23 protein-coding genes are annotated in these 23,873 nt (G+C 62.8%); 11 read left to right on the top strand and 12 right to left on the bottom strand.

What is annotated here, in order from left to right:
• Positions 1-58: 58 nt before the first annotated feature.
• Positions 59-1,813, top strand: coding sequence for a phosphoethanolamine transferase CptA (locus tag HU738_RS02455; RefSeq protein WP_186600876.1), 1,755 nt, complete (start codon positions 59-61; stop codon positions 1,811-1,813).
• A gap of 68 nt (positions 1,814-1,881) precedes the next feature.
• On the opposite strand, the gene HU738_RS02450 is transcribed toward HU738_RS02455, so the two are convergent.
• Positions 1,882-2,541: a hypothetical protein gene (locus HU738_RS02450; RefSeq protein WP_186600875.1), complete on the bottom strand. Its 660-nt coding sequence runs from the start codon at positions 2,539-2,541 to the stop codon at positions 1,882-1,884.
• A 169-nt stretch (positions 2,542-2,710) separates the two neighbouring features.
• On the opposite strand from HU738_RS02450, the gene dusA reads away from it, so the two are divergent.
• From dusA to HU738_RS02435, 3 genes are all read left to right on the top strand, one after another.
• Positions 2,711-3,706 (top strand): tRNA dihydrouridine(20/20a) synthase DusA, encoded by a 996-nt coding sequence (gene dusA, locus HU738_RS02445; protein WP_186600874.1) that lies wholly within the window; start codon positions 2,711-2,713, stop codon positions 3,704-3,706.
• A gap of 295 nt (positions 3,707-4,001) precedes the next feature.
• Positions 4,002-4,928, top strand: a complete 927-nt coding sequence (gene tal / locus HU738_RS02440) for a transaldolase (protein WP_186600873.1) — start codon at positions 4,002-4,004, stop codon at positions 4,926-4,928.
• A 96-nt stretch (positions 4,929-5,024) separates the two neighbouring features.
• The gene (locus tag HU738_RS02435; RefSeq protein ID WP_186601148.1) at positions 5,025-6,866 is read left to right on the top strand and encodes an alkaline phosphatase D family protein; all 1,842 of its coding nucleotides are present in this window, start codon (positions 5,025-5,027) and stop codon (positions 6,864-6,866) included.
• Positions 6,867-6,958: 92 nt separating this feature from the next.
• Here the strand turns inward: HU738_RS02435 and rssC are convergent, their stop codons facing one another.
• Complete coding sequence (rssC, locus tag HU738_RS02430) at positions 6,959-7,441, bottom strand: anti-sigma factor antagonist RssC (protein ID WP_027919583.1); 483 nt, start codon at positions 7,439-7,441, stop codon at positions 6,959-6,961.
• Positions 7,438-8,622, bottom strand: a complete 1,185-nt coding sequence (gene rssB / locus HU738_RS02425; RefSeq protein WP_176506193.1) for a two-component system response regulator RssB — start codon at positions 8,620-8,622, stop codon at positions 7,438-7,440. Before rssB ends, rssC begins: the two co-directional genes overlap by 4 nt.
• A 269-nt stretch (positions 8,623-8,891) precedes the next feature.
• Here rssB and HU738_RS02420 point away from each other — a divergent pair, with 269 nt between their 5' ends.
• Positions 8,892-9,191 (top strand): PilZ domain-containing protein, encoded by a 300-nt coding sequence (locus tag HU738_RS02420; protein ID WP_186600872.1) that lies wholly within the window; start codon positions 8,892-8,894, stop codon positions 9,189-9,191.
• Between the two features lie 51 nt (positions 9,192-9,242).
• Here HU738_RS02420 and HU738_RS02415 read toward each other — a convergent pair whose 3' ends face one another.
• A complete protein-coding gene (locus HU738_RS02415; protein ID WP_054883510.1) occupies positions 9,243-9,950 on the bottom strand; it encodes an MlaA family lipoprotein in 708 nt (235 codons plus the stop codon).
• Between the two features lie 189 nt (positions 9,951-10,139).
• Between HU738_RS02415 and pcrP the strand changes: the two genes are divergently transcribed.
• Both pcrP and HU738_RS02405 read left to right on the top strand, forming a co-directional pair.
• A complete protein-coding gene (gene pcrP, locus HU738_RS02410; RefSeq protein ID WP_176506141.1) occupies positions 10,140-10,703 on the top strand; it encodes an HAD superfamily inactivated hydrolase PcrP in 564 nt (187 codons plus the stop codon).
• A gap of 123 nt (positions 10,704-10,826) precedes the next feature.
• Positions 10,827-11,090, top strand: coding sequence for a DUF4404 family protein (locus tag HU738_RS02405; RefSeq protein ID WP_054883508.1), 264 nt, complete (start codon positions 10,827-10,829; stop codon positions 11,088-11,090).
• A gap of 39 nt (positions 11,091-11,129) precedes the next feature.
• On the opposite strand, the gene queF is transcribed toward HU738_RS02405, so the two are convergent.
• Positions 11,130-11,960, bottom strand: coding sequence for an NADPH-dependent 7-cyano-7-deazaguanine reductase QueF (queF, locus tag HU738_RS02400; protein ID WP_186600871.1), 831 nt, complete (start codon positions 11,958-11,960; stop codon positions 11,130-11,132).
• Between the two features lie 68 nt (positions 11,961-12,028).
• Positions 12,029-12,556: a cupredoxin domain-containing protein gene (locus HU738_RS02395; protein WP_186600870.1), complete on the bottom strand. Its 528-nt coding sequence runs from the start codon at positions 12,554-12,556 to the stop codon at positions 12,029-12,031.
• Between the two features lie 151 nt (positions 12,557-12,707).
• On the opposite strand from HU738_RS02395, the gene cinR reads away from it, so the two are divergent.
• Both cinR and HU738_RS02385 read left to right on the top strand, forming a co-directional pair.
• Entirely contained in the window at positions 12,708-13,388 is a 681-nt protein-coding gene (gene cinR / locus HU738_RS02390) for a two-component system response regulator CinR (protein WP_186600869.1), read from the top strand.
• Positions 13,388-14,731 (top strand): heavy metal sensor histidine kinase, encoded by a 1,344-nt coding sequence (locus tag HU738_RS02385; protein WP_186600868.1) that lies wholly within the window; start codon positions 13,388-13,390, stop codon positions 14,729-14,731. The genes cinR and HU738_RS02385 overlap by 1 nt, the downstream gene beginning before the upstream one ends.
• A gap of 40 nt (positions 14,732-14,771) precedes the next feature.
• Here HU738_RS02385 and HU738_RS02380 read toward each other — a convergent pair whose 3' ends face one another.
• From HU738_RS02380 to HU738_RS02370, 3 genes are read right to left on the bottom strand one after another with little or no spacing between them, the layout of a single operon-like run.
• Positions 14,772-16,013, bottom strand: coding sequence for a lipoprotein-releasing ABC transporter permease subunit (locus HU738_RS02380; protein ID WP_186600867.1), 1,242 nt, complete (start codon positions 16,011-16,013; stop codon positions 14,772-14,774).
• Between the two features lie 59 nt (positions 16,014-16,072).
• Positions 16,073-16,756 carry a lipoprotein-releasing ABC transporter ATP-binding protein LolD gene (lolD, locus tag HU738_RS02375; protein ID WP_176506135.1) on the bottom strand — a complete coding sequence of 228 codons (684 nt, stop codon included), beginning with the start codon at positions 16,754-16,756 and terminating at the stop codon, positions 16,073-16,075.
• 7 nt (positions 16,757-16,763) lie between these two features.
• Positions 16,764-18,014: a lipoprotein-releasing ABC transporter permease subunit gene (locus HU738_RS02370; protein ID WP_054883502.1), complete on the bottom strand. Its 1,251-nt coding sequence runs from the start codon at positions 18,012-18,014 to the stop codon at positions 16,764-16,766.
• Positions 18,015-18,107: 93 nt separating this feature from the next.
• Between HU738_RS02370 and HU738_RS02365 the strand changes: the two genes are divergently transcribed.
• Positions 18,108-18,692 carry a PilZ domain-containing protein gene (locus HU738_RS02365; RefSeq protein WP_176506134.1) on the top strand — a complete coding sequence of 195 codons (585 nt, stop codon included), beginning with the start codon at positions 18,108-18,110 and terminating at the stop codon, positions 18,690-18,692.
• A 30-nt stretch (positions 18,693-18,722) separates the two neighbouring features.
• A complete protein-coding gene (locus HU738_RS02360) occupies positions 18,723-19,439 on the top strand; it encodes a glycerophosphodiester phosphodiesterase (protein ID WP_176506133.1) in 717 nt (238 codons plus the stop codon).
• Between the two features lie 48 nt (positions 19,440-19,487).
• On the opposite strand, the gene sthA is transcribed toward HU738_RS02360, so the two are convergent.
• From sthA to HU738_RS02345, 3 genes are all read right to left on the bottom strand, one after another.
• Complete coding sequence (gene sthA, locus HU738_RS02355) at positions 19,488-20,882, bottom strand: Si-specific NAD(P)(+) transhydrogenase (protein WP_054883499.1); 1,395 nt, start codon at positions 20,880-20,882, stop codon at positions 19,488-19,490.
• Between the two features lie 202 nt (positions 20,883-21,084).
• Positions 21,085-22,083, bottom strand: a complete 999-nt coding sequence (locus HU738_RS02350) for an FAD:protein FMN transferase (RefSeq protein WP_186600866.1) — start codon at positions 22,081-22,083, stop codon at positions 21,085-21,087.
• Between the two features lie 177 nt (positions 22,084-22,260).
• Entirely contained in the window at positions 22,261-23,724 is a 1,464-nt protein-coding gene (locus HU738_RS02345; protein WP_099815453.1) for a glyceraldehyde-3-phosphate dehydrogenase, read from the bottom strand.
• Positions 23,725-23,873: the final 149 nt, after the last annotated feature.

Raw genomic sequence — 23,873 nt, 5'->3', positions numbered from 1 at the left:
CGTCTCTGCCTTCCCGGCAGCCCCCTTTTCTGGCTGCCGCCATGGTTACGAGGCACACGTGGCAAACACCGCATCCCCATCCACGCCCAAGCGCGTGGACTGGGCCGGCCTGGGCTGGCTCCTGCTGTTCTTCTGGTATTTCTCCGGCGTCACCCAGGCGTTGCTGCTGTTCAGCGGTACCACCGGTTTCGCTGGCTTCCGCGATGCCCTGTTCCTCAGCACCCTGTGGTTCGTCCCGGTGCTGCTGCTGCCACGCCTCACGCGCCCCCTCGCCGCCGTGATCGGCGTGGTGTTGTGGGCCGCCTCGCTGGTGGGTTTGAGCTACTTCGGCATCTACCACCAGGAATTCTCGCAAAGCGTCATCTTCGTGATGTTCGAGTCGAACACCGCCGAAGCAGGCGAATACTTCAGCCAGTACTTCAGCATTGGCCTGATGCTCGGCCTGCTGGCCTACACCGTGGGCGCCGTGCTGCTGTGGACCCGCGTGCGCCCGGTCACCCTGCGCCTGCGCAGCCGCATCCCGGTGGTGGTGCTGTTGCTGGTCGCCAATCTGGTGCTGCCGTTCTACAAGCAGATGGTCACCCAGGAACGCAATTTCGCCGACGCCGTGGAGAAAGTGCAGCAACGCATGGAGCCTGCCGTGCCCTGGCAGCTGGTGGTCGGTTACCGCCAGTACCTGCAGCAGCTGAACAACATGCAGAAACTGCTGGCGCAGAACGCCGCCCTGCCGCCCCTGCAGAACCTGCAGGACAGCAGCGGCGACGCCCCGCGCACCCTGGTGCTGGTACTTGGCGAGTCGACCACCCGCGAGCACATGCACCTGTACGGCTACAACCGCGATACCACCCCCAACCTGGATGCCCTGGCCGCCGACAAGAGCCTGACCGTATTCCGCAACGTGGTGACCCCGCGCCCCTACACCATCGAGGTGATGCAGCAAATCCTCACCTTTGGTGACGAGGAACACCCCGACCGCTTCCTCACCGACCCGTCGCTGATCAACCTGATGAAACAGGCAGGCTACAAGACCTTCTGGATCACCAACCAGCAGACCATGACCAAGCGCAACACCATGCTCACCACGTTCTCGCAACAGACGGACGAGCAGGTGTACCTGAACAACCAGCGCAACCAGAACGCCAGCCAGTACGACGAAGTGGTGCTGCCACCGTTCGATAAGGCCCTGAAAGACCCGGCGCCGAAGAAGTTCATCATCGTCCACCTGCTGGGCACGCACATGGATTACCGCTACCGGTACCCGGATGCCTACCAGCACTTCACCGATCGCAAAGGTGCGCCGGCTGCACTGACCGATGACCAGGTGGAAACCTACAACTTCTATGACAATGCCGTGCGCTACAACGATTTCGTAGTGTCGAGCCTGATCAGGCAGTATTCGGCAACCACGCCCAACGGCTTCTTGCTGTACCTGTCCGACCACGGCGAAGACGTCTACAGCTCCGGCAACCACGACCGCCTGGGGCGCAACGAAGGCGCGCCGACCCGGCCGATGTACACCGTGCCGTTCCTGCTGTGGACCTCACCGAGCTGGCAGGCCGAGCACCCGCGAGACCTGGAGTCGATGGCCAACCGCGCCTACAGCAGCTCGCACCTGATTCATACGCTGTCGGACCTGGCAGGGTTGAGCTACGACCGGTACGAGCCGGCCAAGAGCCTGGTGAGCACGCAGTTCACGCCAATGCCGCGCTGGATCGGCGACCCGTACCGCAAGGATGGGTTGCATGAGTTCGACCAACTGCCGCAGGACACGGCGGAAAAGGCTCAACAGACTGCGGCCAATTCCCCGCAGTAACGAGCGGACGGGTATCTACCGTTCTGAAGGCCGATGGCGAGGTCCCAGATCACGCCATCGGCCTTTCCTCAAAACGACTCAACGGGCTTGTTGGCCTCAGCCAGAACCTTATTCGCCTCTAACCGAGGAAACGTAAATCGAATAACCATCCCCGCCTCCGCACCTTGCCCCGCCATCACCAACTCGGCGGACCGAATATTTTCCGGCGCGGCAGCCAACGCACTCACCGCACTGGTTTGCCCTTCAGGGCTCAGCCCTTCGAGAAAGGTGTATGTCAGACTCCCAGATGCCAGAGCGACCTGCTCAAAATTGGAGATCTTCGTCGTCAGTTCTTGTTTGCTTCTCGACTTTCTCGCCGTATCAAACACATCCAGGATCGACTTTTCATCGTTCATGGAAACCAGCGTGAATGAGTTGGAAAGCCCTGCGATAGCTTTGACATACGCGTTCTGATCAAACGGGCTGATCAATGAAACCATCATCAGCTTGTCACCGGAGAAGATCAGCGCGACGGTGAATTTCTCTTCCAGGAAATCGACATCGTCGATACACCTTGCGGTCCCACCGACGTCTTCGGAGCAGTCGTAGTAACCGGCAGCTTCTGTGAATTTTGCGAGCGGGGTTTGGTAGACGTAGTTCTTGAACAGCTTTTCTTCGGCGCAAGCCCCTTGGGCGGAGGCAAGCACGGCGCCGGCAACAAGAATGGATGACGCGACTTTCTTCAGCATGGGGTTCCTTCCTTACTCTGACTGATAGCCCGATGCTATCAGCCCGTTTCATGGCTGTCTTGCGTAATCCCACCCTGGATTGGCTTGTCCCGGCGGATATCACTGAGCCCAAACGGTCATTCCTGATAAACTCCCTCCACCTCCCAGCCACACCGACTCTCTAGCCCCAATGTCCCCAATCTCCACCATACCCGCCCCACTTTCCCGGCGTTTTTCCGTTGCGCCGATGATGGACTGGACTGACAGGCACTGCCGGTTCTTCCTGCGCCTGCTCTCGAAGCACACCCTGCTCTACACCGAAATGGTCACCACCGGCGCCCTGCTGCACAACGACGCCCACCGCTTCCTGCGCCACGACGTCTCCGAGCACCCGCTGGCCCTGCAGTTGGGCGGCAGCGTGCCGGCCGACCTGGCCGCTTGTGCCAAGTTGGCCGAAGAAGCCGGCTACGACGAGGTCAACCTCAACGTCGGCTGCCCGAGCGACCGGGTGCAGAACAACATGATCGGCGCCTGCCTGATGGCCCACCCAGCGCTGGTCGCCGATTGCGTGAAGGCCATGCAGGATGCGGTATCCACACCCGTGACGGTGAAGCATCGCATCGGCATCAATGGCCGTGACAGCTATGCCGAGCTGTGCGATTTCGTGGGTCAGGTGCGTGAGGCCGGTTGCCGGAGCTTTACCGTGCATGCGCGGATCGCGATTCTCGAGGGGCTGTCGCCGAAGGAAAACCGCGAGATCCCGCCGCTGCGCTACGACGTGGCCGCGCAGCTCAAGGCTGACTTCCCGGACCTGGAGATCGTGCTCAATGGCGGGATCAAGACGCTTGCGGAGTGCCAGGCTCACCTTGAAACCTTCGACGGCGTGATGCTGGGGCGCGAGGCGTACCACAACCCTTACCTGCTGGCCGAGGTGGATCAGCAGCTGTTTGCCAGCGAAGCGCCGGTGGTGAGCCGCAGCGAGGCACTGGAGCAGCTGCGGCCTTATATCGTGGCGCATATGGAGAGTGGCGGCGCGATGCATCACATCACCCGGCATATTCTGGGGCTTGGCCAGGGGTTCCCTGGGGCGCGGCGGTTCCGGCAGCTGTTGTCGGCGGATATTCACAAGGCGGCGGAGCCGCTGAAGGTGTTTGATCAGGCGGCGGAGTTGATGCAGGGGCGTTGATCCTCAGGCCTGACACCGACCTGTGGGAGCGGCCTTGTGTCGCGAAAGGGCTGCAAGGCAGCCCCAGCAATCTATGCATTGTCACTAAAATCGAGGGGCCGCTTTGCGGCCCTTTCGCGACACAAGGCCGCTCCCACAGAGGCCAATCGCGTCGCATACATGGGGGTCAGGGAACCTCGCGCCAGCTGCCGACTCGAATCATCACCTTAGGCAATTCCGCCCGGCCCCACTGGCCTCTTGAGCGCCCGTCGGGCCTCGGGTAATGTCGAGTAAATGCACAGGACAGAGCACGCCCATGACCTCCAAGCTGGAACAACTCAAGCAGTTCACCACCGTGGTTGCCGACACCGGGGACCTGGATGCCATCACCCGCCTCAAGCCGGTCGATGCCACCACCAACCCCTCCTTGCTGCTCAAGGCCGCGGCCATCCCGGGCTACGCCGAGCTGCTCAAGCAGGTGAAGGCCGATGCCAAGGGCGATGTCGACCTGGCCTGCGACAAGTTTGCAGTGGCTGTGGGCGCGGGCATTCTCAAGGTCATTCCCGGGCGCATTTCCACCGAAGTGGACGCACGCCTGTCGTTCGATGAGACGGCGCTACTGAACAAGGCACGCAAGCTGACCGCCCTGTACGAAGCCGCAGGGGTGTCGAAAGACCGCGTACTGATCAAGCTCGCTTCCACCTGGGAAGGCATCCGCGCCGCCGAGAAACTGGAAAAGGAAGGCATCCAGACCAACCTGACCCTGCTGTTTTCCTTCGCCCAGGCCCAGGCCTGCGCCGACGCTGGCGTGTTCCTGATTTCGCCATTCGTAGGCCGCATCTACGACTGGTACAAGAAAAATACCGGCCAGGACTACGTCGGCGCCGAAGACCCGGGCGTACAGTCGGTCACTCGCATTTACAACTACTACAAGGCCAATAGTTACGACACCGTGGTCATGGGCGCCAGCTTCCGCAATCTCGGCCAGATCGAACAGTTGGCCGGCTGTGATCGCCTGACCATCAGCCCGGACCTGCTGGACAAGCTGAGCAGCGACCAGGGCGAACTGCCGCGGGTTCTCAAGCCGGGCAATGCTGGTGAAACCAAGCAGGTGCTGGACGAAAGCCAGTTCCGCTGGGCGATGAACGAAGATGCCATGGGCACCGAGAAGCTGGCAGAAGGTATTCGCCAGTTTGCCCGGGACCAGGAAAAACTGGAGAAGTTGATGGCTGAAAAAGCCTGATACATCTAAGGTTTGCCAGGCGGGCGGGAAATGTTCAGCATTTTCCGCCCGTTTCGTTTCAACGGGCTGCAAACGCGTTCCGAACCCAAAGGCAAAATGACCTCATCCCCCTTGCCCCTCGTACTCGCCGGCCCGGTACTGCGCCGCCTTGAACCGCAAAGGCTGGCCATCTGGCTGGTCGGCAGCCAACCCCTGCAACCTGAATTCGTCTTCGACGGCACCGCCAAGGTCGATTGCCAGGTCGTTGCCGTCGGCCAGCACGCCTTCGTTCACCTGTTGGACGTTCACTTCGCCGAGCCCCTGCCGCGCAACGTCGCCATCGCCTATGACCTGCTGATCGACGGCCAGGGCGTTGCCGGCTGGGCCCCGCACCTGCTCTACCCCGGCCGCCAACGCCCCAGCCTGGTGCTGCGTGACCGCCTCGATCAGCTGCTGCACGGGTCCTGTCGCAAACCGCATTACCCGGCCGCCGACGGCCTGCTCTGCGCAGACCGCCTGCTGCAGGCCTGCCAACGCCCGGAGGACCGCCCCGCCGTGCTCTTGATGACCGGCGATCAGGTATATGCCGACGACGTCGCCGGCCCGATGCTGCGGGCCATTCACTCGCTGATCGAACGCCTGGGGTTGTTCGACGAAGTGCTGGATGGCGCAGTCGTGACCGACAGCCAGGCGCTCTACCGGCATGCTGCCAGTTACTACCATCGTGCCGACCTGCTGCCGGCCCAGGCACGCAACGAAACCCTGCGCGAACGCTTCTTCGGCGGCAAGCGCAAACCGATATTCTCTTCCAGCAACGCCGACAACCACCTGGTGACCTTCGCCGAAGTCATGGCCATGTACTTGCTGGTATGGGCGCCCGCGCCCTGGCACCTGGTGGACCTGGGCATGCCTGCCGGCCTGAGCCAGCAAGACCAGGCACGCTACCGTACGGAACTGCCGCTGATCGAAGCTTTCGCCGCCAACCTGGGCGACGTGGCACGGGTGATGGCGCACCTGCCCTGCCTGATGATCTTCGATGATCACGACATCACCGACGACTGGAACCTCTCCGCGCAATGGGAGGAAACCGCCTATGGCCACCCCTTCTCGCGGCGAATCATCGGCAACGCGTTATTGGGCTACCTGCTGTGCCAGGCCTGGGGCAACGACCCGGATGGCTGCAACACGCTGATCGGGCAGTGCCAGGCGCTGAGCCAGCAGCAGGATGAGCTGATCGGTGAGCTCCTGCGCTTCCAGGGCTGGCAATACAGCCTGCCCAGCGAGCCTCCGCTGCTGGTACTGGACACCCGCACCCGCCGCTGGCGCAGCGAGCGCGACCTGGGCAAGCCGTCCGGCCTGCTCGACTGGGAAGCGCTGTGCGAGCTGCAACAGGCGTTGCTGGACCACCCTTCGGCGATCATCGTGTCACCGGCACCGATCTTCGGCGTCAAGCTGATCGAAACCGTGCAGCGGATATTCAGCTGGCTGGGCTACCCGTTGTTGGTGGATGCCGAGAACTGGATGGCCCATCGAGGCGCAGCGCAGGTGATCCTGAACATCTTCCGCCATTCGCGCACGCCAGGGCACTACGTGGTCCTCTCGGGCGATGTGCACTATTCGTTCGTCTACGAGGTGCTGATCCGCCATCGCCAGCGCAGCCCGCATCTCTGGCAGGTGACCAGCAGCGGGATCAAGAACGAGTTCCCACGGCGCTTGCTGGACGTGCTGGACAGGCTCAACCGCTGGCTTTACTCGCCACGCTCACCGCTGAACTGGTTTACCAAGCGCCGGCAGATGGAGGTCGTGCCACGCACGCCCAGCCGCAGCAAGGCCGGGGAGCGGTTATGGAATGGCGCGGGGTTGGGGCAGGTGTTCTTCGATGAGCAGGGGCGGCCGGCGCGAGTGTTCCAGCTGAGTGCGAATGGCAGTGAGGCGACCGAGTTTGCGCAGCGAGAGTGACCAGGCCTGGAGGCCTTGCTGGCCTCCTTCGCGGCTGAAGCCGCTCCTGCAGGGATGTCACCCGTTTTGAAGGCTGGTGTAGCCGCAGCAGGTCAGGTCCGCTCCAGTGCATTCACCAGGTCATGGAAGGCTTCGCGGTTGGAGTCATTGAGCCCCATGAGGATCTTGTGCGCCTCCAGCACCTTGGAGCGCACCACGTCCTCGTTCTGATCCTGCGACGGCAGGTCGGTCAGGCACTCGGGGCGTGGCACCGGGCGATCGACGATGTTGAACACCTGGTCGAAGCCCATCGATTGCAGCAGCCGCGAAATATCCGGGTTGGTGGTAACCACGGTCGGCAACAGGCCCACCTTCTGCCGCGACAGGATCGACAGCTTGGCCAGCAGGCCCAGGGTGGTGCTGTCGATGCTTTCGGTTTCGGTCAGGTCGATGACGATGGTCGAGAAGTTCAGCGCGGTGAAAATCTTCTCGATCGTCGCATCCAGCGCCGAACACAGGGTCAGGCGCACTTCACCGACGAATTTCAGCACAAAGGTACCGCTCTGCTCGGCGAACTGGATTCTACCGGTACTCATTGAAGGTTCCTGCTCAACACCAATAGGGCGATATCATCCGGCATCTCCCCAAGCGTAGCCAATCCGAATCGTTGGCGCAGCCCATCCAGGCTACCCCCCGCCGCCCTGACGATATCCGGCAAGGCAGCTTCTTTATCTTTGAGCGTATGCCCCGGCAAAAGGTCCAGAATGCCGTCGGACATCAGGCTCAGGCTGAACTGCGGTGGCAGCTCGATCACCAGGTCCTGGTAGCTCGCTTCGTCGAACAACCCTACCGGCAGGCCTCGGCCTTCCAGATAGCGGGCTTGGCCGGGGGTAAACAGCACCGGCAGCGGCAGGTGGCCGCCCACGGCATAGGTCAGCAGGCCGGTTTCTTCGTCGATCACGCCACCGACCATGGTCACGTGCTTGCCCAGCTTGCAGTTGATCAAACCACGGTTGATGTGGCTGAGCACTTCCGAGGGCTTGAACTCGCGCAGCTTGCTGTTGCGCTTGAATTCGAACAACAGCCGTGTGGTCATGAACTTCAGCAACACCGTGACGAACGCCGACGACGCGCCGTGCCCGGAGACATCGGCCAGGTAGAAGGCAATGCGCCGCTCATCCACGCGGAAGTAGTCGGCAAAGTCGCCTGACAGGTACAGCGATGGAATGATCTGGTGTTCGAAAGTGAATTCGCCGAGCTTCCAGGGGCTCTCCGGCAGCATGTTCATCTGCACTTGGCGACCAGCGGTCTGGTCCTCCTGCAACAGGTGCAGGCTGGCCTCCAGCTCGCGGTTGGCCGCTTCCAGCTTGTCGCGGTAGCGCTGGTTTTCCAGCACCAGGCGCGAACGGTCAAGCGCCCGGCGTACCGAGTGCTCGAGCACGGCCAAGTCTTCCAGCGGCTTGATCAGGTAGTCGGCGGCCCCCAGGCGCAAGGCCTCGACCGCGTCGCTCATCACGCCGGCACCCGAGACCACGATCACCGGCAACTGCGGCGCACGCTCGCTGATCTGGCGGATCAGTTCGAGGCCGCCCATCTGCGGCATGCGCAGATCGCAGATCACGAGGTCGGGCTGGTGTTCTTCAAAGACCTGGAGCCCCTGCTGGCCATTACCGGCCTGGAGGACGCTGAAGCCACTGTCTTCCAGATAGGCGGCGAGGCTCGCACGGACCACGTCGTCATCATCGATGATCAGCAGCGTTGCACTGATTTTCTGCATGTGGGCGAACGGCGCCGATTTGGGGTGGTGCAGGGGCGTCTGCAAGGCTGACATCCAACTGCTGGAATACTCTGTGGTAACGCTCTCTTGAGTTGTAGGCCAAGAACGCGGCCCAGGCAACCAGTCGAGCTACCTCGTAAGGCGCAGACGGTACTCCCATCCGCCAGGCGTTTCAAGCATACGTCGGTCGAGTTCGCTGCTCTTTACAGGGTAAATCACCGAGAGTTATAAAAACGCCAACCAGTACTACCTATTGGGAAGGATGCAGCATGCCTCATACGCCCTCCAGCCACAGCGAAAAACGCGATTTCATCCGCATGCGCATCGACACCGAGATCAGCCTGCTGCATGAGGGGCAGGTCATCGCGGCGGTCTGCCTGGACCTTTCCAGCGGCGGCATGCAGGTGCAGGCGCCGCAGCAATTCAAGGTGGGTGACCCCTTGGAAGTGCGCATCGAATCCGATCACCCCGCACTCAAGGGCTTGCATGCCAGCACCGAAGTGGTGTGGATCGCCAATCAACCCGGCGGGCAGCAGAAATTTGGCCTGCGCATCCTGGCCATGCATTGAGCTGAAATGAAAACGGCGACCCGAAAGTCGCCGTTTTCATGCCTGCCAGGATCAGAAGTCGTCTTCGACTTCGCCATCCTTGACCTTGAACTCGCGGTTCTGCAGGTAGGCATTGCGGATGAAGATGTACTTGTCTCCCTGGATCAGCTTCTCGGCCGACAGCAGGCTGGCGCGCGTGTCGACCACGTTGAGGGCGAAGATCGAATTGCGCACCGGCACATCGTTGATGTAGCGGTAGGGTTCGGTATAGGAGTCCGGGTACTTGGCCAGGCCGTCACGCACGGTGCTCGGGCCGAGTAGCGGGATCACGACGTATGGACCGCTGGGCACGCCCCAGTGACCGAGGGTCTGGCCGAAGTCTTCGTCGTTGCGCTGCAAGCCCATCTTGCTGCCGACATCGAAGAAGCCACCGATGCCGAACACGGTATTGACGATCAGCCGCGCCGTGTCGACGCCTGCTGCATGGGGCTTGAATTGCAGCACGTCGTTGGCCAGGTTGGTGACATCACCAACGTTGTTGAACATGTTGTGGATGCCATCCTGCAAGAACTGCGGGGTGACCCACTGGTAGCCCTTGGCCAACGGCTTGAGGCCATAGGTATCGATCGCATCGTTGAAACGGAAGATCGGGCGGTTCACCGCTTCCCAGGGATCTTCCTCGGTGGCGGCATGGGTGGCTGCCACGGGCGCCAGCAACAAGCTGGCGCAGACACAGGCCTGGGTGACTCGTTCGATCACACCGGCACCGATCCTACGCATAGATGTTTCTCCATCGAAATTCTCGGCCGCAAACGCCACGTGAGCGCTGCTGTACGGCGGCAGTATAGAGCCTTGTACGCTGATAAACAGCTTTACACATTTTTGCTCAATAATTTGTGAACAACTGTTGCCCGTCACGGCACGGTAACAATCGTCCAATAGGCTGCGGATTATTTCAGGGACGTTACCATGCTCGCTGCACCCGCCATTACCGCTGTGCTGTTCGGCCTGCGCGGTTGCCTGGTCCAGGCTACCGACGGCAACCCCCTGCCCGCCCCCGGCGCTCTCGAAACCCTGGCCGGCCTGCGCCACGCCCAGGTGCCGTGCATCTGGCTGGATGATCTCGGCAGCCTGCAAAGCAGGCGCCTTGCCAGCGTTCTCCCCGCCTGGCTGCCGGGCCACTCGGTCAATGGTGTGCACTGGCCGGCGCCAAACGCCTGCTGGCAGGCCTTGATGAGCCTGGCCAGCGAACGCCTGGAAGGTTGCGTGCTGGTCAGCAGTGAGCCAAAGCTGCTGCAATCTGGCCTCAACGCCGGCTTGTGGACGGTGGGCCTGGCGGCCTGCAGCCCCTCGTGCGACGCCTCCTCCCGGCAATGGCAGGCCATGACCCAGCAAGAGCAGGACCTGGCGCGTGGCAAGGCCACCCTGGCGTTGTTCAGCCTGGGGGTACATTCGGTGATCGACCACCTCGATGAGCTGGACGCCTGCCTTGCCGACATCGCCCTGCGTTGCAGCAAGGGCGAAAAACCCTGACACAGCGCCATTGATGCCGATCATGCAAAGCGCCAGCGAGTGGATTACGCTAGGAGACAGGCGAGAACCTTTGCCGCTTCGCTGAGGTCCATGCCTTGCCAAGCCATTGATGGAGAACAGCCAATGCCTGCCCGCGAATTGCAAGAGCGCTTGAACAGCCTGCGCGAGCAACTGGACCGCAACATACCGCTTACGGATGAAGAACTGGCCGCCTTGCACGAAGAGGCCAGGCAGATCGAAGCGCAGTTGAAGCTCGAGGAAGCCACGCCGGACAACAACGTGGTTGACGGGGTGAACCTGGCGATCGAACGTTTCGAGGCCGATCACCCGGACTTGACTGCCACGCTGCGCAGCATCGCCAACTCGCTGCACAGCATGGGGATCTGAAACATCAGGGGCCGCTTTGCGGCCCCGACTACCTGGAAATTACTGCCGAACCAGTCGCCGGTTCACCGGGCTGATCGCTCCGGTGCTGCGGTACGGGTTGATATCCAGCCCACCGCGGCGCACATACCGCGCATACACGGTCAGGTGCTCAGGCTGCAGCAGGTTCTTCAAGTCCAGGTAAATCCGCTCCACGCACTGCTCATGGAAGTCGGCATGCTGGCGAAAGCTGATCAGGTAGGTCAGCAGGCTGGCATGGTCCAGCGCCCTGCCCTTGTACTCGACCACCACGCTACCCCAGTCCGGCTGGCCGGTCACCGGGCAATTGGATTTGAGCAGGTGGCTGTGCACGGTCTCTTCGACGATGCGCTCCGGGTGGCAGCTCAGCAGCTCCGGTTGCGGCTGCTCGTAGTTGTCGATCGCCACATCCAGCGCATCGATGCACTGCCCAGGCAACGCGACCACGCCTTGGGCCTCCACTTCTGCCAAGGTCCGCACCTGCACAGCGACGGGTTTGCCAGCGGCCGCCGACAGGTCTTTGACCAGGCACGCCTGGAGCTCGCCGACCGAGGCAAACACGGTCTGATTCAACGAGTTGAGGTAGAGCTTGAACGACTTCGACTCGATGATGTTCGGCGAATCGGCCGGAATGGCGAACTCGCCGATGGCCACCACCGGTTTGCCCGAGGGCAGCAGCCACGACAGCTCGAAGCAGTTCCAGTAGTCCACGCCCTGCCACGGCAAAGTCTGGGCAGTCACACCCAGCTCAGCCCACTTGGCCGTGCGCGGGATCGGGAACAGCAGCGAGGGCGTGTAGGTGGCGATGTATTCGCTGGACTTGCCCAGCGGAGAGTGTTCGGCGGCGGGATGCATGGAAACTGACCTGGAGGTTCGAAATTGCCCCTAGTCTACCGGTTTTGCACCCCGCCTTGGAGTGCCAGTCACTCGATGGTCAGCTCACCGACCATACCGGCCTGGTAATGCCCCGGCACGTTGCAGGCGAATTCGATCGGCGCCGACTTGCGGAACGTCCAGGTCAGCTCGGCGCGCTGGCCAGGCTGTAACAGCACGGTATTGCCGCCGTCGTGGCCATGGGCACCGTGGTCCATCGGCTTGGCGGGTGCATGGCCCATCTGCGAATGGTCCATGCCCTCATGCTGCATGGCAGCGTTGTACATCTTGCCCTGCATGGCGATCATTTCCTTCTGGTGTTCGGCATGCATGGCCTTGTCACCGAGGTTGAACTCATGGGGCAGCTTGCCTTCGTTGATCAGCACGAAGCGCACGGTCTCACCGGCTTTGACGTGCAGGTTCCTGGGCTCGAAGGCGATGTCCTTGAGCACCACTTCGACAGTGCGGGTGGCCTTGGCTGCCGGGGCCGGCTCGCCGAACGCGAAGGTTTGCGCCTCGCCGGCCAGGGTGGGCAGGCTGACCAGGGTCAACGCGGCGGCGACGAACAGGTGTTTCATGGTGACTCCAAAAGATCACGGCGGGATGAAACCACTCTAGAAAGGCACGGCTGGCGCTTGGCTGACAGGGAGATTACAACTTTGTCAGCTTGGCCGAGCAGGCGCATCGTCACGTATCATTTCAGCCAACACCCGACCTTTTGGGAGCACCATGAAACTGCTGATCGTCGAAGACCAGTCCCGCACCGGCCAGTACCTGAGCCAGGGCTTGAGCGAAGCCGGGTTTGCCACCGAACTGGCCACCGACGGCGAAACCGGCCAGCACCTGGCCCTGACCGGCGACCACGACCTGCTGATCCTCGACGTGATGCTGCCCGGGCGTGACGGCTGGCAGATTCTGCACGCGGTGCGCTCTGCCGGGCTGGATACCCCGGTGCTGTTCCTTACCGCCCGCGACGCCGTCGAAGACCGCGTGCACGGCCTTGAATTGGGCGCCGATGACTATCTGATCAAGCCCTTCGCCTTCTCCGAGCTGCTGGCCCGGGTCCGCAGCCTGCTGCGCCGCGGCGCCATCCCCAGCCAGGACACCACCCTGAGCCTGGCCGACCTGCGCCTGGACCTGATCCGCCGCCGTGCCGAACGGGCGGGCACACGCATCGACCTGACCGCCAAGGAGTTCGCCTTGCTCGAACTGCTGCTGCGCCGCCAGGGTGAGGTGCTGCCCAAATCGCTGATTGCCTCGCAAGTGTGGGACATGAATTTCGACAGCGACACCAACGTGATCGAAGTGGCGGTCCGCCGCCTGCGCCTGAAGATCGACGACCCGCACCCGAACAAGCTGATCCATACCGTGCGCGGCATGGGCTACGTGCTCGAAGAGCGTCACGACTGATGCGCAGGCTTTCCCTCGGCACGCGCCTGGCGCTGCTGTTTGCCGCCTGTACCGCCGCCGTGTCGCTGGGCGCGGGGCTGCTGTTCAACCGCGCCAGCGAGCAGCATTTCGTCGAACTGGACCAGCAACTGCTGGAGTCGCGCCTTTCTCTGTTTCGCAGCCAGCTCGCTGGCCTGCAGGGGCCGGGCGAACTGCAAGGCCGCCTGCCTGCCCTGCGCAACGAGCTGAGCCATCAGGCAGACCTGGCGCTGCGCATCGCTGGCCGCGACGGTGCGACCTGGTTCGCCAGCCGTGACGGCCTGCCTGGCACGCCGTCAACGCCGGGGCTTTCGACCCTTCACGCCGACGGCATCGATTATCGAAGCCTGTCTGCGCCGCCGGACGCTCAGACGCCTGCGCAACTGACGCTGTTTCTCGACATCACCCATCACCAGCACTTCTTGCAAGGCATGCAGCGCCTGATCTGGCTCACCGTCGGGCTGTCAGCGCTGGCCACCGCCCTGCTCGGTGCCTGGGCCGCACGCAGTGGCCTGCGCCCCTTGCGCCAGATGGGCCGGGTGGCTGCCAGCGTGTCGGCGCGCTCATTGACCACGCGCCTGCCGGTGGCGCAGATGCCCGAGGAGCTGGCAGAGCTGGCCACGACCGTCAACGCCATGCTGCAGCGCCTGGACGACGCCTTCCAGCGCCTGTCGGCGTTCTCCGCCGACATCGCCCACGAGTTGCGCACGCCGCTGTCGAACCTGCTGACCCACACCCAAGTCACCCTCACCCGCCCGCGCAGCCTGGAGGAGTACCGCGAGGCACTGCATGGCAACCTCGAGGAACTGCAGTGGATGGCGCAGATGATCAACGACATGCTGTTCCTCGCCAAGGCCGACCACGGCCTGTTGGTGCCAGGGCAAACAGCCCTGGCCCTGCACGATGACGTGGACGCACTGCTGGAGTACTACGCACCGCTGGCCGAGGACACTGACGTGCAATTGCTGCGCGAGGGCGAGGCGATCGTGCAGGGCGACCGGCCTATGCTGCGACGGGCGCTATCCAACCTGCTCGACAATGCCCTGCGCTTCACCCCGCCAGGCGGGCAGATACGGGTGACGCTGGAGCCGGGGTTGCGGATTTGCGTGGCCAATACCGGGGCAGCAATTGAACCGTCAGCGTTACCGCGCCTGTTTGATCGTTTTTACCGGGTGGACCCGGCGCGGCGGGAAGGCAGCAGCGAACATGCGGGGTTAGGGTTGGCGATTACCCGTTCGATCGTGCAGGCCCATGGCGGCAGCATTGCGGTGCACAGCCAGGGGGGCTGGACACGCTTTGTGATCGAATTACCTGAAACCCGTTGAAAGCGGGGCTGCTTTGCAGCCCCCGCGCCTCAGGCAAACATCAAACTGCCAGGCCGATGGCCGGCTGCACCTGCGACGCCCGGTAAGCCGGGTAGATCGTTGCCAGGAAGCTCATCACCAGCCCCGCCGTGCAGATCATCAGCACATCCCCACCCTGCAGCTCGGACGGCAGGCTGCTGACGAAATAAACGTCGGAAGTGAAGATGTGCTGCCCGCTAACCCGCTCCAGCCAGCCAACGATCTGGCTGACATTGAGCGCTGCAAGCACCCCGAGCACACCGCCGATCAGGGTGCCGACAATGCCGATCAAGCTGCCCTGGACCATGAACGTGCCCATGATCTGTGCCGGCGTGGCACCCAGGGTGCGCAGAATGGCGATGTCCGGGCCCTTGTCGTTCACCACCATCACCAAGGTGGCGATGATGTTGAATGCCGCCACCGCAATGATCATCAGCAGCAACAGGCCGATCATGGTCTTTTCCATCTTCATCGCGCTGAACAGGCTGCCTTGGGTGTGCGACCAGTCGTCGGCACGGTAGCGATCGCCCAAGCTGGCAGCGATCGCCCTGGACACCTGTGGCGCGGCATACAGGTCATGCAGCTTCAGGCGCACACCCTGGACCTGGCCCGGCGCCCAGCGCTGCATTTCACCGGCATCGGCCACGTGAATGTAAGCCTGCGAGCCGTCCAGTTCGGCACCGACCTTGAAGATGCCGACCACGGTCAGGCGCTGCATGCGCGGGGTGATCCCACCTGGCTCCTTGCTGATTTCCGGCACGATCAGGGTCAGCTTGTCGCCCGTGTTGAGGCGGAAGCGCCGTGCGGTCAGTTCACCGATGACCACACCGTATTCACCCGGCTGCAGGTCCTGCAGGCGACCCTGGACGATGTGCTGGCCGACGATCGAAACCTTGCCTTCCTCGGCCGGATCGATGCCGCTGACCTGGATCGGCTGCATCGCGCCCTTGTAGGAGAGCATGCCTTCCATCTCGGTGATCGGCGCTGCGGCCATCACTGCCGGGTTCTGCAGCGCAGCGTCGGCCGCCTGGTGCCAGTCGTCCAACGGTTGCACGCCAAGGATCGAGGCATGCGGCACCAGGCCGAGAATGCGCGAGCTCATTTCACGCTGGAAGCCGTTCATCACCGACAGCACCACGATCATCGCCAGCACGCCCAGCGACAGGCCGATCATCGAGGTCATCGAGATGAACGAGATGAAGTGGTTGCGGCGCTTGGCCCGGGTGTAGCGCGCGCCGATGAAGATGGGCAAGGGTCTGAACATGTAGGAAACACCCAATTAAAACGGGAAAACGGGGCAGCGCTGCCACCCCGTGCGCTCGGTCAGATCGCCACCAGGTGGCCGTCGTCGAGCTTCAGCACGCGGTCCATCTGGCGCGCCAGGTTGAGGTCGTGAGTCACCACCAGGAAGGCGGTACGCGACGCACTGGACAGCTCCTGCATCAGTTCCTGGATGCCCTGGGCGGTGTGATGGTCGAGGTTGCCGGTCGGCTCGTCGAGCATCACCAGGCCCGGGCGGTTGACCAGGGCGCGGGCGATCGCCACGCGCTGGCGCTCGCCACCGGACAGCTCGGCCGGCTTGTGGTGCAGGCGATGGCCCAGGCCAACCCGCTTGAGCAGCGCCTCGGCACGCTCACGGGCTTCCGGGATGGCGGTGCGGCCGATCAGCAGCGGCATGCACACGTTCTCCATGGCGGTGAACTCTGGCAACAGGTGGTGGAACTGGTAGACGAAACCCAGCTCGCGGTTGCGCAGCAGGCCGCGGGCGCGCTCGCCAAGGGCCGACAACTCTTCGCCAGCCAGCCATACGCTGCCCTGGGTCGGCCGGTCGAGGCCACCTAGCAGGTTGAGCAAGGTGCTCTTGCCCGAGCCCGAGCTGCCGACGATGGCCACGCGCTCACCAGCGTGCAGTTCCAGATTGAGCCCGGACAGCACCTGCACCGACTCCGGGCCCTCGTCGTAGGACTTGCCCAGGTTGCGGCAACTCAGAACGGCTTTATCACTCATGCGCGACTCACTCATAACGTAGCGCCTCTGCAGGCTGGGTGCGGGCCGCACGCCAGGCCGGGTACAGGGTGGCGAAGAAACTCAGGACCAGCGCCGCACCACAGACCATGTAAACGTCCTGGGCCTGGATCTGCGACGGCAGGTAATCGATGAAGTAGACGTCGGCGTTGAGGAACTTGTGCCCGATCAGTTTCTCGATGCCGGCGATCACTGCGCTGACATTCAGCGCAGCGACGATCCCGACCACGGCGCCGATCAGGGTGCCGATCACCCCGATCACCGTGCCCTGGACCATGAAGATCAGCATGATTTGCCCGGGCGTGGCACCCAGGGTACGCAAGATGGCGATATCGCCGCGCTTGTCGTTGACCACCATCACCAGGGTGGAAATGATGTTGAACGCCGCCACCGCGACAATCAGCAGCAACAGCAGGCCGATCATGGCCTTTTCCATGCGGATCGCCTGGTACAGGTTGCCGTGGGTGCGGGTCCAGTCGCGGCTGTAGTATTCCTGGTCGCCCAGCTGCTGGGCGATGCTCCAGGCTTCTCGCGGCGCCTGGAACAGGTCGTCGAACTTCAGGCGCAGGCCCTGCACCTGGTCCGGCTTCCAGCGGTGCAGGCGAGACAGGTCGGTGATGTGGGTCAGGCCCAGGTAGCCGTCGATCTCGCCAGCGCCGACGTGGAAGGTGCCGACCACGGTGAAGCGCTTCATGCGCGGGAACATCCCGGCCGGGGTCACGCTGACCTCGGGGGCGACGAAGGTCAGCTTGTCGCCGATGGCGACGCCCAGCTTGGCTGCGGCCTTGTCGCCGATCATGATGCCCCACTCCCCCGCCGCCAGCTTGTCGAGGCTGCCTTGCTGGATGAAGTTGTCGATGATCGACACCTCGCGCTCGCGCGCCGGGTCGATGCCATTGAGCAACACCTTCTGCACCTTGCCATCATGGGTCAGCAAGCCCTGCATCTGCGTGTACGGAGCAACCGCCAGCACGTGCGGATTCTGCTTTACTTGTTGGGCAAGGGCAGACCAGTCGTTGATCGGCTGGCCACTCTCCAGCGTGGCGTGGGGGATCATCCCCAGCACGCGGGTACGCATCTCGTGGTCGAAACCGTTCATGACCGAGAGCACCACGATCATCACCACCACGCCCAGGGCGAGGCCGATCATCGAGGTCAGGGAAATGAACGAGACGAAGTGATTACGGCGCTTGGCACGGGTGTAACGCGTACCGATGAATGCGAAAAGAGGTCTGAACATGTCGGGGCTTGTTCGGATGAAAGGGAACGTCCTTGTGGCGAGGCGCCTACGGCGGCTTTACACTCGGACCACCGCCGCAACCATGGGTTCGCCATGACGACATTAGACGAAGAAGATCGCCGCGAATACTACCGCATCGAAGATCGGATCGCACTGGAAATCAGCCCCCTCAGCGCGGCCGAAGCCCTTGAAGCAGAACTGTTGCAGGATGATTCGCCGCTGTTCAACCTGCTCAGCGAATTACACCTGTCAGACTTCGAGTCGCAGCACCTGCTGCGCCAGCTGAGCGAGAAGGACCGCACCCTGGCAGCTTTCCTGCGGGCGCAGAACAAGCGCCTCGACCTGCTCAGCGCCGTGGTCGCGCAAACCCTGCTCGGCGAAATCGGCCAACCACAACGGGTGATCATCTCCGAAGGGGGCATCGAATTCGCGCAACCGCAGCAGATCGCCCCCGGCACCCGGGTGAAAGTGAAGATGGTGCTGATGCCACGCGCCCACGGCCTGCTGCTGCGCGGCAAGGTCACCCACTGCGACCGGCGCCCGGACGGCGATTTCGAGGTTGGCACGGAATTCACCGACATGACCGATGCCCAACGGCAACTGCTGGCCCGCTACATCCTGCAACGCCAACAGCAGCAACGGCGCCAGCAACTGGAACAAGACGGCCCCGCCTCCTGAGCCCTATCCCCCTGATTTGAAGGAACGAACGTGACCCTGATCTATGGCCACCGCGGCGCCAAGGGCGAAGCCCCCGAAAATACCCTGAAGAGTTTTCAGCAGTGCCTGTCCCACGGCGTGACCCGCTGCGAACTGGACCTGCACCTGTCGGCCGACAACGAGCTGATGGTCATTCATGACCCTACGCTCAAACGCACCACCGGCCGGCGTGGCAAGGTGGTCGAGCACCCGGCTGCCGAACTGGTCCGGATCGATGCACGCAAAGGCGGCCCGGGCCATGTGCAGCCCTGCCCGATCCCGAGGCTCGAAGAACTGTTCGAGAAATGCCCGTTCGAGCACTGGCAGCTGGAGGTCAAGAGCGCCTCGCGCACCCGTGCCGCCACCACCGTGCTGGCAATTCGTGAACTGGCGCAGCAGTACGGCTTGCTGGACAAGGTGACCATCACCTCCAGTTCACGCGAAGTGCTGGGCGCGGCCCAGGAGCTGGTGCCGGATGTGAAGCGCGGGCTGGTAGCCGAATACGCCTGGCTCGACCCGTTGAAGGTCGCGCACAACTACCAATGCGAGCTGCTGGCATTGAACTGGACACTGTGCACGCCCGAGCGCCTGCTCAAAGCCCAGGGCCAGGGCTTGCACGTGTCGGTGTGGACGGTCAACGAACCGGCACTGATGCGCCGGCTCGCTGATTTTGGCGTGGACAGCCTGATTACAGACTTTCCCGGTTTGGCCAAGACCACCCTCGGGTAGGGCTGAAATCGGTCTCCCCGACCGGCTCAGGCCACCGGCCGGAGCCGCTTAAAAAAGCCGGTTCAAGCCGTCATAGGCAGCTACCCGATAGGCTTCGGCCATGGTCGGGTAGTTGAACGTGGTGTTGACGAAGTACTTCAGATTGTTCTGCTCGCCTGGCTGGTTCATGATCGCCTGGCCGATGTGAACGATTTCCGAAGCCTGGTAGCCGAAGCAGTGCACGCCGAGGATTTCCAGGGTTTCGCGGTGGAACAGGATCTTCAGCATGCCTTGCGGCTCGCCGGCGATCTGCGCGCGCGCCATGCTCTTGAAGAACGCCTTGCCCACTTCGTACGGCACCTTGGCCTGGGTCAGCTCCTGCTCGTTCTTGCCGATCGAGCTGATCTCCGGGATGGTGTAGATGCCGGTCGGCACGTCGTTGACGAAGCGCCAGCTGCCGTTGTCGACGATGCTGCCAGAAGCCGAACGGCCCTGGTCGTGGGCAGCACTGGCCAGGCTTGGCCAGCCGATCACGTCACCGGCACCGTAGACATTCGGCACGCTGGTGCGGTAGGCCTCGTCGACCTCGATCTGGCCACGGCTGTTGACCTTGATGCCGATGTTTTCCAGGCCCAGCTTGTCGGTATTGCCGGTACGGCCGTTGCACCACAGCAAGGCGTCGGCCTTGATCTTCTTGCCCGACTTCAGGTGCAGGATCACACCGTTGTCCAGGCCCTCGACCCGCTCGTATTCCTCGTTGTGGCGCACGGTGATGTTGTTGTTGCTGAAGTGGTAGCTCAGCGCCTGGGAAATTTCCGAATCGAGGAAGCTCAGCAGCTGGCCGCGGTTGTCGACCAGCTCGACCAGCACGCCCAGGCCACTGAAGATAGAGGCGTACTCGCAACCGATCACGCCGGCGCCGTAGACGATCAGCTTGCGCGGGGTGTGGCTCAGGCTGAGGATGGTGTCGCTGTCATAGACGCGCGGGTGGTGGAAGTCGATGTCGGCCGGGCGGTACGGGCGCGAGCCGGTGGCAATGATGATGTGCTTGGCGTTGAGCTTCTCGACCACGCCATTCGGGCACACAACTTCGACGGTCTGCTCGTCGGCGAAGCTGCCAGTACCGAAGAACAGGTCGACGCGGTTACGGGCATAGTAGCCGGTACGCGACGCAACCTGCTTGGCAATGACCTTCTCGGCGCTCTTGAGTACGTCCGGGAACGAGAACCAGCGCGGTTCACCGATGGCACGGAACATCGGGTTGGTGTTGAACTGCATGATCTGCCGCACCGAGTGACGCAGCGCCTTGGACGGGATGGTGCCCAGGTGGGTGCAGTTGCCGCCGACCTGACGGCGGCTGTCGACCATTGCCACCTTGCGCCCCGCTTTGGCGGCGTTCATTGCCGCGCCTTCACCGGCCGGGCCGGAACCCAGCACCACTACGTCGTAGTTGTAGACAGCCATGCGTACTCCTTCAGAACTGGCCCGGGGTTACGGTTAACCGCGGGGCTCGATCATGCCGCCGGGGCGTCATGAGAAAATTCGGGTGCAGTCTAATCAAGCGTGAACGCCGCGCACATTAACCCTTGGTCGCGTCGTAGGCCAATTTTGCCTGCACTACATGTCATTCACCGATCCCTGGCGGCGATCATCCCTGGCAACGCTTTCAATCGCCTTTCACCGCCTGCTCGAATGCAGGGGTCGCTCGGGAGACGAAGCCACCGTCTGCCCGAGTCACCAAAACCGCAGCCAGATCATGGGCCAGGGCGAAATCCCAGCCGCGCTCTGGCCCCAGGATCAGCAACAGGGTCGAATAGCCATCGGCCTGCAGCGCCGAGGCATCGAGCACGGTGACCGCAGCCAGGTCGTGGTCGACCGGGCGCCCCAGACGTGCGTCGAACGTGTGTGAATAGCGCCGGCCATTCTCCTCGAAATAGTGGCGATAGTCACCCGAGGTCGACACCCCCAGGCCATTGACCGGGATGATCTGGCGGGCGATCTGCCGGTCTTCGCGCGGCAATTCAAGGGCGATGCGCCAGGGGCTGCCGTCGGGCTTGCGGCCCACGGCCTTGAGCTCACCGGTGGCTTCGGCGACGAAACTGGCCACGCCCATGGCGCGCAGGCGCTCGGCGATCAGGTCGACGGCGTGGCCAGCGGCGATGCTGTTGAAATCCAGTTGCACCGCAGCGTCCTTGCACAGTGCCTGGCCGTCGATGCGCAGGTGGCGGTAACCGACGCGCTGGCGGGCCTGGGCCAGGGCCAGCGGGTCGGGCACCTGCTCCTGGCGGGCTTGCGGGCCGAACCCCCAAAGGTCGAGCAATGGCTCGACGGTGAGGTCGAAAGCACCATCACTCTGTTCGGCCAGGTGCTGGCCGAATGCGGCCAGCTCAAGCATGTCGGGCGGCAAGGCCATGCACTGGTTGGCGGGCAGCCGGTTGAACTGGCTGACGGTGGAGTCGCCGCGGTAGGTCGAGTAATGCTGGTCGATGTCGTTGAGGATGGCCTCGACCGCCGCCTGGACCTGGGCCGGCGCCGGGCCGCCAGGCTCGCGGACGTACTGGATGCTGTAGCTGCTGCCCATGGTCGGGCCACCCAGGCGTTCCAGGGTGGGGCCCTGGTTGCAGGCGGTGAGGAGCATCAGGATGAACAGGAGGGCTTTGCGCAAAAGGTCGGGCTCTCGGTTGCCGTTGCGGCCTCATCGCGGATAAATCCGCGCCTACAGAACATTCACCGCTTGTATAGGAGCGGATTTATCCGCGATGAGGCCCGCACAGACCACACAAAATCTGGAAAAAAAACGGGAACCCGAAGGTTCCCGTTTTTTCATGCGCTTACAAGCGAATCAGCGTGGAAACGCTGGCGGGTTCACACCCGACATCTCTTCCATCACGCGAACGACCTGGCAGCTGTAACCGAATTCGTTGTCGTACCAGACGTACAGGACAACGCGGTTATCGTTGGCGATGGTGGCCTCGGCATCCACCACGCCGGCGTGGCGCGATCCGACGAAGTCGGTCGAAACCACTTCTTGCGAGCTGACGTAGTCGATCTGCTTGTGCAGTTCCGAGTGCATGGCGGTCTGGCGCAGGTACTCGTTGATTTCGTCGCGGGTGGTCGGCTTCTCAAGGTTCAGGTTGAGAATGGCCATCGAAACGTTCGGCGTCGGAACGCGAATGGCGTTGCCGGTCAGCTTGCCTTTCAGCACTGGCAGTGCCTTGGCGGCAGCGGTAGCAGCGCCGGTTTCGGTGATGACCATGTTCAGCGGCGCGGCACGGCCACGGCGGCTGCCCTTGTGGAAGTTGTCGATCAGGTTCTGGTCGTTGGTGAACGAGTGAACGGTTTCGACGTGGCCGTTGACGATGCCGTACTGGTCATTGATGGCCTTGAGCACCGGCACGATGGCGTTGGTGGTGCACGAAGCTGCCGAGATGATCTTGTCATCGGCAGTGATGTCACCGTGGTTGATGCCGTGCACGATGTTCTTCAGCGCGCCCTTGCCCGGCGCAGTGAGGATCACGCGGGCAGCGCCCGGGCAGGCCAGGTGCTGGCCCAGGCCATCGGCGTCACGCCATACACCGGTGTTGTCGACGATCAGCGCATTGTTGATGCCGTACTGGGTGTAGTCGACTTCGCTCGGGCTCTTGGCGTAGATGATCTGGATCAGGTTGCCGTTGGCAGTGATGGTGTTGTTGGCTTCATCGATGGTGATGGTGCCATCGAACGGGCCATGCACCGAGTCACGGCGCAGCAGGCTGGCACGCTTGACCAGGTCGTTCTCGGCGCCTTTGCGCACGACAATGGCACGCAGACGCAGGCCGTCGCCGCCACCGGTCTTCTCGATCAGGATGCGCGCCAGCAGGCGGCCGATGCGGCCGAAGCCGTACAGGACGACGTCGGTCCCCTTGCGGGCCGAAGCGTTCTGTTGGCCAACCACGTCGGCCAGCTCTTCACGGACGAACTGCTCGGCAGTGCGGCCGTTGCCCTCCTGCTTGAACTTGTTGGCCAGCTTGCCCAGGTCGACCGAAGCGGCGCCCAGTTTCAGCTCGCTCATGGCCTTGAGCAGGGGGAATGTCTCGTGTACGGACAGTTCGGTCTCGTCGGTCTGACGGTGACGCGCAAAGCGGTGGGCTTTGAGGATCGAGATAACCGAACGGTTGATCAGGCTACGGCCATAAATCGAGCTCACCACGTTGTTGTTGCGGTAGAGCTGACCGATAAGCGGGATCATCGCTTCAGCCAGCGCTTCACGATCGATCCACTCACCAAGACACTGGTCGGGCTTCTGAGTCACGGGAACCTTCCACATGTAGGGACAGAAAAAAGGGGCTACATTATGACGCCCCAGCGCGTAACCGGCAATGAGCGCCTGTCGCCGATGGCAAAGCCCGCTGTTCATGGCCTGTGAAGCCTGACAGCAGGCACCGTCACCGGTACAATCGATCTCTTTGCCGCAAC

Origin of the sequence: Pseudomonas vlassakiae (assembly GCF_014269035.2) — a bacterium.
Classification (GTDB): Bacteria; Pseudomonadota; Gammaproteobacteria; order Pseudomonadales; family Pseudomonadaceae; genus Aquipseudomonas; species Aquipseudomonas vlassakiae.
This window is presented reverse-complemented; position numbering and strand designations above follow the sequence as displayed.

Coding starts and splice junctions, on each gene's coding strand:
- HU738_RS02450 (WP_186600875.1), bottom strand. CDS start 2,541: ATGCTGAAGAAAGTCGCGTCATCCATTCTTGTTGCCGGCGCCGTGCTT.
- dusA (WP_186600874.1), top strand. CDS start 2,711: ATGTCCCCAATCTCCACCATACCCGCCCCACTTTCCCGGCGTTTTTCC.
- tal (WP_186600873.1), top strand. CDS start 4,002: ATGACCTCCAAGCTGGAACAACTCAAGCAGTTCACCACCGTGGTTGCC.
- HU738_RS02435 (WP_186601148.1), top strand. CDS start 5,025: ATGACCTCATCCCCCTTGCCCCTCGTACTCGCCGGCCCGGTACTGCGC.
- rssC (WP_027919583.1), bottom strand. CDS start 7,441: ATGAGTACCGGTAGAATCCAGTTCGCCGAGCAGAGCGGTACCTTTGTG.
- rssB (WP_176506193.1), bottom strand. CDS start 8,622: ATGCAGAAAATCAGTGCAACGCTGCTGATCATCGATGATGACGACGTG.
- HU738_RS02420 (WP_186600872.1), top strand. CDS start 8,892: ATGCCTCATACGCCCTCCAGCCACAGCGAAAAACGCGATTTCATCCGC.
- HU738_RS02415 (WP_054883510.1), bottom strand. CDS start 9,950: ATGCGTAGGATCGGTGCCGGTGTGATCGAACGAGTCACCCAGGCCTGT.
- pcrP (WP_176506141.1), top strand. CDS start 10,140: ATGCTCGCTGCACCCGCCATTACCGCTGTGCTGTTCGGCCTGCGCGGT.
- HU738_RS02405 (WP_054883508.1), top strand. CDS start 10,827: ATGCCTGCCCGCGAATTGCAAGAGCGCTTGAACAGCCTGCGCGAGCAA.
- queF (WP_186600871.1), bottom strand. CDS start 11,960: ATGCATCCCGCCGCCGAACACTCTCCGCTGGGCAAGTCCAGCGAATAC.
- HU738_RS02395 (WP_186600870.1), bottom strand. CDS start 12,556: ATGAAACACCTGTTCGTCGCCGCCGCGTTGACCCTGGTCAGCCTGCCC.
- cinR (WP_186600869.1), top strand. CDS start 12,708: ATGAAACTGCTGATCGTCGAAGACCAGTCCCGCACCGGCCAGTACCTG.
- HU738_RS02385 (WP_186600868.1), top strand. CDS start 13,388: ATGCGCAGGCTTTCCCTCGGCACGCGCCTGGCGCTGCTGTTTGCCGCC.
- HU738_RS02380 (WP_186600867.1), bottom strand. CDS start 16,013: ATGTTCAGACCCTTGCCCATCTTCATCGGCGCGCGCTACACCCGGGCC.
- lolD (WP_176506135.1), bottom strand. CDS start 16,756: ATGAGTGATAAAGCCGTTCTGAGTTGCCGCAACCTGGGCAAGTCCTAC.
- HU738_RS02370 (WP_054883502.1), bottom strand. CDS start 18,014: ATGTTCAGACCTCTTTTCGCATTCATCGGTACGCGTTACACCCGTGCC.
- HU738_RS02365 (WP_176506134.1), top strand. CDS start 18,108: ATGACGACATTAGACGAAGAAGATCGCCGCGAATACTACCGCATCGAA.
- sthA (WP_054883499.1), bottom strand. CDS start 20,882: ATGGCTGTCTACAACTACGACGTAGTGGTGCTGGGTTCCGGCCCGGCC.
- HU738_RS02345 (WP_099815453.1), bottom strand. CDS start 23,724: ATGTGGAAGGTTCCCGTGACTCAGAAGCCCGACCAGTGTCTTGGTGAG.